The sequence below is a fragment of the Bacteroides sp. RTP31139st1_H2_RTP31139_211217 genome, from assembly GCF_040227615.1.
Classification (GTDB): domain Bacteria; phylum Bacteroidota; class Bacteroidia; order Bacteroidales; family Bacteroidaceae; genus Bacteroides; species Bacteroides uniformis.
On the sequence record NZ_JBCNZM010000180.1, the window covers coordinates 1 to 9,186 of the forward strand.

Sequence of the window (9,186 nt, forward strand, 5' to 3'; positions counted from 1 at the left end):
TTTTTAGGCGATTTTCGGCACTTTCAAGACTCCCCATGTCTATTTCCACCTTTTTGGCTGTTGCATCTTCTATGCGTCTTGTATAGGCTTCTACACGCTTCAATTCTTGAAACACAAGTTCTACCGCAAGCTGCGGATTTACTTTGGGTGTGGTGTCCTTTTTCTTTCGGGGACTGTACTGTCCCTGCTTATAGGTGTAATCCTCCGTTTTTGGGTTTGAGGGTGTTTCCATAATTCCTGCTGATTGAGTTATACTTCAATTTTTTCTGTGTCTTCTCGATGTGGGCAAGCGTATAATCTTTCCCTATCTCGCTTGCCTTGTATTCTGTTCCGCTCCGGGCTTCCACGTAATAACCGTTGAGTTTGCCGGTACTTGCCCGGGCTTCCCTTACCTTGAAACCCAGCTTTCCGAGTTCACGGCTGAATCCGGCAAGGTCAAATCCCTGCATCCTTGCAAGGACACCGTTCATAGCCTGTTTTATCTCTTCCCTGTTGGCTTTGCCTATGTCCTTTGACTGTACCAAGTTCCGCTCTCTGGCTATACTGTTGGCGGCTTCCGTTGCTCTCTTCCCTATCCAGTTGTCTTTGTAGAGTTCTCCCGATAACGACACACGGTTTGCCAGTATATGCAGGTGGGCTTGCCTGCGGTTCTTCTCCGTTCCACTGTGCTTCACAATGATATACTGGTGGTTCATCAAGCCCATGCGCTGCATGAAGTCGTTGCCGAGCTTCGCCCAGTCCGCATTGGTCATGCCTGCACTTTCTTCCACTGAAGGACTGACCTCAAACCGAAGGCAGTTGTTCTTTACGTTCGGGAAATCAACGAAGTAAGGTTTCATTTCCTGCACCATTTCTTCGCCTGTGCAGCCAAAAAGTTCATGGCGGTGTATCTCAGTGGCTGCTGCCTCTCCGTTTATCTCTTTGGCAAGGTCGTACTCCAGTGCTGCCGTGCCATGAGATATGCTCTTTCCTTTTGCTATCATCGTGAAAGTATCTTTTTAAGTTCTTTGATTAGTGCCTGGTTCTCCTCGAACACTTCCCTGTACTGGCGCCCACCGAAGTAGTTGTTCAGACGCTGGAGTGTTCCTTTCAGTCGGGCTATCTCCCGAAACAGTTCCCTTTCTTCTTCCGTGTACCTCTCCTTGGGTCGTCCGCCCAGTGCGAGTGTACGGCAGTATTCCGATGTGCTGATGCCGCATCGGGCTGCCTGTTCCGCAAGTGCCGCCTTTTCAAGTGCGGTGCAGCGGAATGTTATCTTTTCCGTTCGATTTACTTCCATGTCGCAAAGGTAGTCTTAAAATCCTTTTGAGCAAAGCGAGAAAGGCAAGAATGTCCGACAAGGACACTTCTTGCTATATATACACATGCCGCATGGGAATACATCCACGCCAACCGCCCAGCAAAAAGCCCCGGCGTGTTAGAAAATCCCCCACAGCCTAACAAATTCTACCCCATTTCTACCCAAGGGGATTACACGCCGCAGAAGTCATCCGGGAACATGTCTTCCAGTTCGTCCAAATCAATGGTTTCTTCTTCGGACACCTCCACCCATTCAATGTTTTCTTTCCCTCTTATCGCACATGAGTACATCTCGGCGGCGGCAAGAGAAGAGAACACCTCGTGCATAGGCTCGCCGTTCTCTAACCAGTAAACACAATATTCGACCATAACAGTTTTATCATTTATCGTTGTAATGCCCCTCTACCTCCAAGATGTAGACCTCTACCACTTCCTCGTAAATGTCATAGATTATCCGGTCATGGGCGGTAATGTGTCGAGACCATGTAATATCCCCACCGCCCCTTAACGCTTCGGGATGCCCAAGCCCAGTCTTAGGGTGCTCTAACAATTCTTTGTAGATTTTCTTATACTTCTTGAACAAATTGGGGTTTGATTTCTTCCATTTGGCAATCACCTTATCCACCCCGTCGGAAACCCTAATTGTGTACATCATAGACTATCGAAATAAGCGTCAATATCCTCACTGCTTTTGAGGGTAACACACTTTCCGGATTTGATTTCTTCCCTTGCCTTGTCAATCCTTGCTTGCAGCTCCGGGGTTATCATCAAATCTTCACGACCAACTTTTACCAAAGCGTAAATCTCGTTTTTCCTGCGAATTAGTACCTGCTCGCCATTGTCAGCTTTGGTGAAAGACGCTGCGAGGTTGTTACGGTATTCTCTTACTGATAATGCTTCCATATCTGTTTGCTTTTAAATTCAGCACAAAGATAGCTATATTTCAATAAAATACAAACATTTTGTACACAAACGTGTACACGCCATAAAAACCCGTTTCCAATCCTACCGCCCGTTGGTTGGTTTTGCTTTGCTCTTTTTCCCTATCGTTTTTCTTTTTCCGACAGTAAATCAACCACTTAGCTCTATAAATTCCCCTTGTCTGTTATAAGCATCGTCTGTAATATGCTCTATCACTTCTTCGCAAACGCCCATAAATAAAGGGATTAGAACATGTGTTTCCCCACACTTTGGGAGTTTAGTCCCCACACTTTGGGAGTTTAAAAGTAAATTAGTCCCCACACTTTGGGAGTTTTACCCCTCTTTTTTTGTTTTAATGTGGGGATTGTGTATATTTGCAGCAAATCAATCGTTTATGAAAAAGAAACTACCTATTACCAAGAATAAAGATGTTGTTGTTTCATGGGTATATACATGGTCAAAACAGCAAGACATGTCCATACACGAACAAAGAATAGTTCTTCGCATACTGGAAGCGTGCCAAGCTGAACTAAAGGGAGTAAAACTGAAAGATTATGCAGGCACGAAACGCAAGTTTGAGCATGGACTTTGGGATGTTGATGCACAAATGCATGTATCTGACGTTATTTTTTCCGGACGTGATTACAATGAAATCATAGCCGCACTCGATTCTTTGGCAGGACGTTTTTTTACTTACGAAGATGACGAGGAATGGTGGAAGTGCGGATTTATATCTAACCCAAAATATAAAAAACGCACTGGCATTATAACCTTTCGTGTGTCTAACGACCTTTGGGATGTGTTTACCAAGTTCGCCAAGGGGTACAGAGAATTTGAGTTAAACAAGGCTCTTGCGCTACCTACTGGGTATTCCCTTAGGTTTTACATGTTAATGAGTGGGCAGGTGTACCCTTTGGATATATCCCTTGAAAACTTGAAAGACCGTCTTGGCATACCTGCGGACAAATACAAGGACAAGAACGGAAAAGACAGAATAGATCATTTTGAGGAAAGAGTTTTGAAACCAGCAAAGGCTGCGCTTGATGAGAGCTGCCCATACACTTTCAACTACGTGAAAGTGCGTGAAAACCCAAACAACAAACGTAGCAAGGTGACCGGGTTTAGGTTCTACCCGGTCTATCAACCACAGTTCAGAGATGAAGAACTGGAAGGGAAAGAATTGCAAGCAAAGGTTACAGCACGATATCAGATAGACAGCCATGTGTACGAGTACCTCCGTTATTCCTGCGGCTTCACATCGGAAGAGATAAACCGGAACAAAGAGACATTCATAACGGCACAAGAAAAGATAACCGACCTTATCGGAGAACTGGCTCTCCTAAACGGAAAATCACGAGAAAAGAACAATCCGAAAGGGTGGATTATAAACGCCCTTAAAGGGAAAATCAAGGATAAGTAACAAGATTACCCGGCTGAAACACTCCGGGTAATCTTGTCAAATCAGAGGAACGATTTCCATTTCTACACCAAGTTCTTTCATCTGCTGTTGTATTTCCTCGCTGCTTAGTTTCTCTCTCGCCAGTGCAAGCCCATGAAAGGCGTCCCAGCCTGCCGGCTTCGAAACGATACTACCGTTTAGGACGGCATGGGTGATTTCGCCGCCGGACTTCGCACCCTTGTTCAGTATGAAGAAGAACCGGGGTTCTTCGTGTTCCGTTGTTCCCATAATTCGTAAAGTTAGATGTTTATTTATTCCCCTTTTGTTCCCTTGCCTGCTCTTGGTAGTATTCATAATACTGCTTGTAGTTGTCCCGGTCTTTGGCTGCATCCGTCCAAAGATAGCACATGAAACAAGCGAACAATAGGGAGATAACAGCACAAAGGATTGAGTAGAACGAAATTCGTTTGTCCACATAACCGCCGTTTTTCATTCTGTACCCCTGCCGTTCAAAGTCCGCCAACACGTTTTTTAGGCGATTTTCGGCACTTTCAAGGCTTTTCCCGTCTATTTGTACCTTTCGGGCTGTTGCGTCCTCTATGCGCTTCGTATAGACTTCAACACGCTTTAGTTCTTGATACACCAGTTCTACCGCAAGCTGCGGGTTTACCCTTGGCGTTGTATCTTTTCTTTTCCGGGGGCTGTACTGTCCCTGCTTAACGTTGGAAGCTGCCGCTTCCGGGTGTGAGTTTGTTTCCATGAGATATGTTCATTGAGTTGCACTTCAGTTTGCTTTGTGTCCGCTCGATATGGGCGAGAGTGTAGCCTTTCCCTATCTCGCTTGCCTTATACTCCGTACCGCTTCGGGCTGTGACATAGTAGCCGTTAAGTTTCCCGGTGCTTGCCCTGGCTTCCCGGACTTTAAAACCTCTCTTACCAAGTTCTTCCTTGAATTTGGTAAAGTCAAAGCCCTGCATCTTCTTCAATACGCCGTCCATGGCTTCCTTGATTTCCGCTTTGTTGACTTTGCCAATGTCCTGCGACTGTACAAAGTTCCGTTCCTTGGCTATGGCATTGGCGGCTTCCGTTGCCTTTTTCCCTATCCAGTTGTCCCGGTACAGTTCCCCGGAAAGGGAAACCCGGTTTGCCAGTATGTGCAGGTGGGCTTGCTCTTTCTTGCTCTCCGTACCGCTGTGCCGGATGATGATGTACTGGTGGTTCGCCAACCCCATGCGCTGCATGAAGTCGTTACCAAGTTCCGCCCAGTCCGCATCCGTAAAGGTGGCGCTTTCCTCTATCGAGGGGCTGACCTCGAAACGTAGGCAGTTGTTTTTTACGTTCGGAAAATCAATGTGATACGGTTTCATTTCCTGCACCATTTCCGCACCAGTACACCCATAAAGTTCATGCCGGGCTATCTCGGTGGCTACTGCCTGCCCGTTTATCTCTTTGGCGAGGTCGTACTCCAATGCCGCCACACCATGTGATATGCTTTTCCCTTTCCCTATCATCGTGAGAGTATTTTTTTGAGCTCTGTAATTAGTGCCCGGTTCTCCTCGAACACTTCCCGGTACTGGCGACCACCGAAGTAGTTGTTCAGCCGTTGGAGCGTTCCTTTCAACTGGGCTATGTCCCGGAGAAGCTGCCGTTCCTCCTCGGTGTACCTCTCCCTTGGGCGCCCCCCAAGGGACAAACTCCGGCAGTATTCCGATACGCTTAGACTGCACCGGGCTGCCTGCTCCGCAAGTGCGTCCTTTTCAAGTTCGGTACACCGGAATGTAATCTTTTCGTTCCGTCTTAGTTCCATGCCACAAAGGTAATCTTAAAATCTTTTTGAGCAAAGCGAGAAAAGCAAGAATTGTCCGACAAGGACACTTCTTGCTATATATACACGCCGCATGGGGATACACACAGCGATAACACACAGCATAGCCACACACTTTTTTCTTTTTTCCCTGCCATTCCCACAACGGAACACGGAGAGCAGTCAAGGGTTCGAGCGGAAAAAACCGCACAGCGAAGCTGCTCAGGATTTTTTCAGATCCGAACTTGCGAAGCCCTTGACGGCTTCGGAGTGTGGAGTTACCTTTGCAGACTGAAAAGAGAAAAAACACAGTTCGCTTCACTAACGCTGACTGGTCAAAGGATACCCTGTTCAGATATGATTTTTTTAAGAATAGATACACTTACGGTAGAGAAGTCTGACTTATCATAGACATCCACAAGATAAACACGACCTTCACTCTCCGATGCACAAATCGTGTATGTGATAACACGTGCTCCCCCAGACTTACCCTTCCCCTTAGAAACAATGGCAAGTCTTATTTTACGGATACCTGGGCTCAGTTCATCCCCCTGCATGGGGTTCTTTTCCAATGACTCGATAAAATCCTTCATGTCAGCCTTAAAAGACTTATACCTTTTTGCAAGGATTTTCGCTTCCCTCTCAAAATGCGGGGTGGTCTTTACTTCAAAGCTCATCAAGGAATGCGTTTGCGCTCTTGGCTGGCTGCTCACCAGCTTCGATTCGTTTCACTTCATTCAAGCCCTCTCTTATTCGAGTGGCTATTTTTTCTTCTACGGACACTGGCACCAGTTTAAAATCACCGATACGTGAAGTCAGAAAGACGGATTCTCCCTGAATAGCACGAAGAAGGGTCGCTGTCTGATTCGTCCGAAATTTGCTCAATGGAATTACTTGCATATATCTTAAACTTTTTTGATTGTGATACAAATGTAACCATTGTTACCGATATTGTAACCAAATTAATATACTTTAACACGCAAAAAAAAGCTTCAATAAACGCACAATCCCCCAACCCCCTTACGAGGGGGCTTTGTCTTTGTTTTCCCTATTGTTTTTCGTCCGTTTTTTCCGAAAGTTGGGAAGCAATCTCAACCTTATGAGCTTGTTTCTATCTTAACATCGACTATCTATGTCCTATCCTCGCGCGCGCGCATTATGCGAGAAAAACACCCTCTAAGTACGAGATAAAGAATACTAAAGTACGAGATAAAGAATAAAAATCACCCCCATCAAGTACGAGATAAAGAATAAACAGTACGAGTTCTATTTGTTAAACTCGTACTTAATTTGTATCTTTGCAGAAAACCATAAAAGCACACTTATGAAACCAACTACTTACATTGATTGGGACGGTCTGAAAGATATTCCGTTCTTCTACTGCGACACAAAGGAAGATGAAGAAAATAAAGACTTCGACATATACTATCAAGGGAAACTGGTGCTGCATGACTACAACCATTGCGGACACTACCTATACACAGCCGCTGTGCTGTTTAGCAGAATCAAGAATAAAACGGCAGACTGGGTAAATCTGCGCAACCTTTGGATTCTGCGTGATTGTGTGCGTGAGAACTACAATCATGGAATAGGGGTGGACGACATTATCTTTGGAGAGGATTTTGATGGCGAGAACCTCGATACACTCACACCGCTTACTAAGAAACGCTTCGATTATTTGTGTAAGCGGATTAAGGAACTTGACCCATACGCAACAATCTAAAAGAATACCTATGAGCGAAAACCTACCAAACAAAGCCGTATTCCAGTCCTATATATGGACATGTGCCAAATACGATTTCAGTCCTTACGAAAAGCGTATCATATATCGTCTTATCGAATTTGCCCAACGATGGTTGGAAGGTATTAAAATCAAAGACCATATGCACAAGATTGAGCCGTCTGACTGTGGGGTGAACATCACCATGCCTGTAGCATCCATTCTTCGAGACGAAGATGACCACAACTATGCCAAGGCTAAAGCTGCATTCACATCGCTATCTAAGAAAGGGGCTGAATATGAAGATGATAAGATTTGGTTCTATACAGCCATCATCGAACACCCTAAAATAGAAAAAGGCACAGGTATTGCTACCTTCCATGTCTATGACCCTATCTGGAGAGCCGCACTTGATTTTACGAAAGGGTTCAAGAAATACGAACTCATAACAGCCATGAAGTTTAAAAGCGTCTATGCCATGCGATTCTATGAGCTGATGTCCGGACAAACCCAACCTTTGTTCGTGTCGTTAGAGGGGTCTGACGGACTTCGCGAAAGGTTTTGCTTGCAAGGAAAATACGAAAGAGTTAATGATTTCAAGAGATATGTTATCGATGCAGCTAAAAAAGAACTTGATGAATCCTCTCCATACTCCTTTGTTGCTAAGGAGGAAAAGGAAGGAAAGAAGGTCATTGGCTGGACCCTATTCCCTGTATTCTTTGAAGACAGAGAAGACCCTGCACTACAGGAACAAGCGCGCATGGCTAAAGTTACGGCACGGCTCCAGCTGGAGAACAACGTATATGACTACCTCAAATTCTCCTTTGACTTCAAGTCTGATGAAGTCAACAAGAACAAGAAAACCCTTATCGAGGGGCAAAACCGCATCCCCAATTTCATGGGGTTCCTGGGAGAATTGAAAAAAGGCGCACGACTGGCAGAAAACCCCAAAGGATATGTTATCGGGGCTATCAAAAGAAAATTAAAAGAAATCTAACTGAATAACAAATAATTTCTTAAGTTTGCCATATCTAAACTTTAAATGTGTATTATATGAAAAAGTTTTTATTATCATTAGCTACTGCTTTTTCCTTTGTGTTATTCTTAGGGTCATGTACCAATGAAGAGGACATAAACAACAACGGTTATTCCGATAAAGAAAAAGCTAAAATTGAAACATTGATGAATTTGTTCGATTCTTATGGTTGGGAACTTGACACGACTGTTAGTATAGAACAGCGTAACAAAGAACTTTTAGAAATGGATTACGAAAAGACTAAAAGTTTCTTGGAGTACATGAGTAATGGTATTGAGTTTGATAATTTTGAACCAACTCAACAAAATGAAGACAATGCACCAAAAGCCTTAAGCAACACAAGATCTACTATGACCTTCCCTATATATGGTAGTCATAGTAGTGCTGTCGCTTCATCGCAAACCACTATGATTTTATCTTATGACGGTCCAAAACCTTCAAGTGTAACGATACAAAGTACATCAGTATCTTCAAACCCTGCAACAACTTGGACCCCTGACGAATACGGTTCTTTTAATTTTTCAGGGAACAAATGTGATAATATAAAAGCCACAGGAATGATTAAATATGGCAGTATCTATAAACACAAATACGAAATGGTAGGGTGGTGTTCAAAAAATAGTTCAGGTATTGTTGATGACGGGAAAATAACTGGTTTTCATGCAATATAACCAAACGATTAAAAACATTATAAACAAAAAAGCGGAGAATACTACTCTCCGCTTTTTTGTTTATCCATCTCTTGAAAATACTCATAATACCTCTTGTAGTTATCCCTGTCCTTGGCTGCATCCACCCACAGATAACACATCAGACAGGCGAACAATAGGGAAAAAACAGCACAAAGGATTGAGTACATTGAAACTTTCTTGTCCACATAGCTGCCGTTTTTCATTCTGTTTCCCTGCCGTTCAAAGTCCGCCAATACGCTTTTTAGGCGATTTTCGGCACTTTCAAGACTCCCCATGTCTATTTCCACCTTTTTGGCTGTTGCATCTTCTATGCGT

At 44.1% G+C, this 9,186-nt stretch carries 16 protein-coding genes and 1 pseudogene; 4 read left to right on the forward strand and 13 right to left on the reverse strand.

Features of this window, described 5'->3' with window-relative positions:
• The 6 genes and pseudogenes from ABUA47_RS20710 to ABUA47_RS20735 form a co-directional block, all read right to left on the reverse strand.
• Positions 1-232: pseudogene (locus ABUA47_RS20710) on the reverse strand (hypothetical protein); the annotation flags it as partial.
• Entirely contained in the window at positions 189-983 is a 795-nt protein-coding gene (mbpB, locus tag ABUA47_RS20715) for a mobilization protein MbpB (RefSeq protein ID WP_217316110.1), read from the reverse strand. The pseudogene ABUA47_RS20710 and the gene mbpB (ABUA47_RS20715), both read right to left, overlap by 44 nt.
• Positions 980-1,279, reverse strand: a complete 300-nt coding sequence (gene mbpA, locus ABUA47_RS20720; protein WP_025077299.1) for a mobilization protein MbpA — start codon at positions 1,277-1,279, stop codon at positions 980-982. The genes mbpB (ABUA47_RS20715) and mbpA (ABUA47_RS20720) overlap by 4 nt, the downstream gene beginning before the upstream one ends.
• A gap of 191 nt (positions 1,280-1,470) precedes the next feature.
• Positions 1,471-1,668 (reverse strand): hypothetical protein, encoded by a 198-nt coding sequence (locus ABUA47_RS20725; RefSeq protein ID WP_004295503.1) that lies wholly within the window; start codon positions 1,666-1,668, stop codon positions 1,471-1,473.
• Positions 1,669-1,678: 10 nt separating this feature from the next.
• Positions 1,679-1,954 (reverse strand): type II toxin-antitoxin system YoeB family toxin, encoded by a 276-nt coding sequence (locus ABUA47_RS20730; protein WP_004327436.1) that lies wholly within the window; start codon positions 1,952-1,954, stop codon positions 1,679-1,681.
• Positions 1,951-2,202, reverse strand: coding sequence for a hypothetical protein (locus ABUA47_RS20735; RefSeq protein WP_004295507.1), 252 nt, complete (start codon positions 2,200-2,202; stop codon positions 1,951-1,953). The genes ABUA47_RS20730 and ABUA47_RS20735 overlap by 4 nt, the downstream gene beginning before the upstream one ends.
• Before the next feature lie 412 nt (positions 2,203-2,614).
• Here ABUA47_RS20735 and ABUA47_RS20740 point away from each other — a divergent pair, with 412 nt between their 5' ends.
• A complete protein-coding gene (locus ABUA47_RS20740; protein ID WP_004295509.1) occupies positions 2,615-3,640 on the forward strand; it encodes a replication initiation protein in 1,026 nt (341 codons plus the stop codon).
• 36 nt (positions 3,641-3,676) lie between these two features.
• Here ABUA47_RS20740 and ABUA47_RS20745 read toward each other — a convergent pair whose 3' ends face one another.
• From ABUA47_RS20745 to ABUA47_RS20770, 6 genes are all read right to left on the reverse strand, one after another.
• Complete coding sequence (locus ABUA47_RS20745; RefSeq protein WP_004295510.1) at positions 3,677-3,907, reverse strand: hypothetical protein; 231 nt, start codon at positions 3,905-3,907, stop codon at positions 3,677-3,679.
• Positions 3,908-3,926: 19 nt separating this feature from the next.
• Positions 3,927-4,379: a mobilization protein MbpC gene (gene mbpC / locus ABUA47_RS20750; protein ID WP_004295511.1), complete on the reverse strand. Its 453-nt coding sequence runs from the start codon at positions 4,377-4,379 to the stop codon at positions 3,927-3,929.
• Complete coding sequence (gene mbpB, locus ABUA47_RS20755; RefSeq protein WP_007560590.1) at positions 4,336-5,130, reverse strand: mobilization protein MbpB; 795 nt, start codon at positions 5,128-5,130, stop codon at positions 4,336-4,338. Before mbpB (ABUA47_RS20755) ends, mbpC begins: the two co-directional genes overlap by 44 nt.
• Positions 5,127-5,426, reverse strand: coding sequence for a mobilization protein MbpA (gene mbpA / locus ABUA47_RS20760; protein ID WP_004327437.1), 300 nt, complete (start codon positions 5,424-5,426; stop codon positions 5,127-5,129). The genes mbpB (ABUA47_RS20755) and mbpA (ABUA47_RS20760) overlap by 4 nt, the downstream gene beginning before the upstream one ends.
• A gap of 332 nt (positions 5,427-5,758) precedes the next feature.
• Positions 5,759-6,100 (reverse strand): toxin RelE, encoded by a 342-nt coding sequence (locus tag ABUA47_RS20765; protein ID WP_008142487.1) that lies wholly within the window; start codon positions 6,098-6,100, stop codon positions 5,759-5,761.
• Positions 6,090-6,308, reverse strand: a complete 219-nt coding sequence (locus tag ABUA47_RS20770; RefSeq protein WP_225979671.1) for a prevent-host-death protein — start codon at positions 6,306-6,308, stop codon at positions 6,090-6,092. Before ABUA47_RS20770 ends, ABUA47_RS20765 begins: the two co-directional genes overlap by 11 nt.
• 439 nt (positions 6,309-6,747) lie before the next feature.
• Here ABUA47_RS20770 and ABUA47_RS20775 point away from each other — a divergent pair, with 439 nt between their 5' ends.
• Genes ABUA47_RS20775 through ABUA47_RS20785 form a run of 3 tightly spaced genes read left to right on the forward strand, consistent with a single transcriptional unit; the run spans position 6,748 to position 8,850 of the window.
• Positions 6,748-7,146 (forward strand): hypothetical protein, encoded by a 399-nt coding sequence (locus ABUA47_RS20775; RefSeq protein ID WP_025077300.1) that lies wholly within the window; start codon positions 6,748-6,750, stop codon positions 7,144-7,146.
• A 10-nt stretch (positions 7,147-7,156) separates the two neighbouring features.
• Positions 7,157-8,140 carry a replication initiation protein gene (locus ABUA47_RS20780; RefSeq protein WP_032948906.1) on the forward strand — a complete coding sequence of 328 codons (984 nt, stop codon included), beginning with the start codon at positions 7,157-7,159 and terminating at the stop codon, positions 8,138-8,140.
• 56 nt (positions 8,141-8,196) lie between these two features.
• Positions 8,197-8,850 (forward strand): hypothetical protein, encoded by a 654-nt coding sequence (locus ABUA47_RS20785; protein WP_154269401.1) that lies wholly within the window; start codon positions 8,197-8,199, stop codon positions 8,848-8,850.
• Positions 8,851-8,891: 41 nt separating this feature from the next.
• On the opposite strand, the gene ABUA47_RS20790 is transcribed toward ABUA47_RS20785, so the two are convergent.
• On the reverse strand, positions 8,892-9,186 hold a 295-nt coding region (locus tag ABUA47_RS20790), incomplete at its 5' end, for a hypothetical protein (protein ID WP_349831976.1).

What these genes read in the sequence shown, in the direction of transcription:
- mbpB (WP_217316110.1), bottom strand. Translation starts at nt 983, where the DNA reads ATGATAGCAAAAGGAAAGAGCATATCTCATGGCACGGCAGCACTGGAG.
- mbpA (WP_025077299.1), bottom strand. Translation starts at nt 1,279, where the DNA reads ATGGAAGTAAATCGAACGGAAAAGATAACATTCCGCTGCACCGCACTT.
- ABUA47_RS20725 (WP_004295503.1), bottom strand. Translation starts at nt 1,668, where the DNA reads ATGGTCGAATATTGTGTTTACTGGTTAGAGAACGGCGAGCCTATGCAC.
- ABUA47_RS20730 (WP_004327436.1), bottom strand. Translation starts at nt 1,954, where the DNA reads ATGATGTACACAATTAGGGTTTCCGACGGGGTGGATAAGGTGATTGCC.
- ABUA47_RS20735 (WP_004295507.1), bottom strand. Translation starts at nt 2,202, where the DNA reads ATGGAAGCATTATCAGTAAGAGAATACCGTAACAACCTCGCAGCGTCT.
- ABUA47_RS20740 (WP_004295509.1), top strand. Translation starts at nt 2,615, where the DNA reads ATGAAAAAGAAACTACCTATTACCAAGAATAAAGATGTTGTTGTTTCA.
- ABUA47_RS20745 (WP_004295510.1), bottom strand. Translation starts at nt 3,907, where the DNA reads ATGGGAACAACGGAACACGAAGAACCCCGGTTCTTCTTCATACTGAAC.
- mbpC (WP_004295511.1), bottom strand. Translation starts at nt 4,379, where the DNA reads ATGGAAACAAACTCACACCCGGAAGCGGCAGCTTCCAACGTTAAGCAG.
- mbpB (WP_007560590.1), bottom strand. Translation starts at nt 5,130, where the DNA reads ATGATAGGGAAAGGGAAAAGCATATCACATGGTGTGGCGGCATTGGAG.
- mbpA (WP_004327437.1), bottom strand. Translation starts at nt 5,426, where the DNA reads ATGGAACTAAGACGGAACGAAAAGATTACATTCCGGTGTACCGAACTT.
- ABUA47_RS20765 (WP_008142487.1), bottom strand. Translation starts at nt 6,100, where the DNA reads ATGAGCTTTGAAGTAAAGACCACCCCGCATTTTGAGAGGGAAGCGAAA.
- ABUA47_RS20775 (WP_025077300.1), top strand. Translation starts at nt 6,748, where the DNA reads ATGAAACCAACTACTTACATTGATTGGGACGGTCTGAAAGATATTCCG.
- ABUA47_RS20780 (WP_032948906.1), top strand. Translation starts at nt 7,157, where the DNA reads ATGAGCGAAAACCTACCAAACAAAGCCGTATTCCAGTCCTATATATGG.
- ABUA47_RS20785 (WP_154269401.1), top strand. Translation starts at nt 8,197, where the DNA reads ATGAAAAAGTTTTTATTATCATTAGCTACTGCTTTTTCCTTTGTGTTA.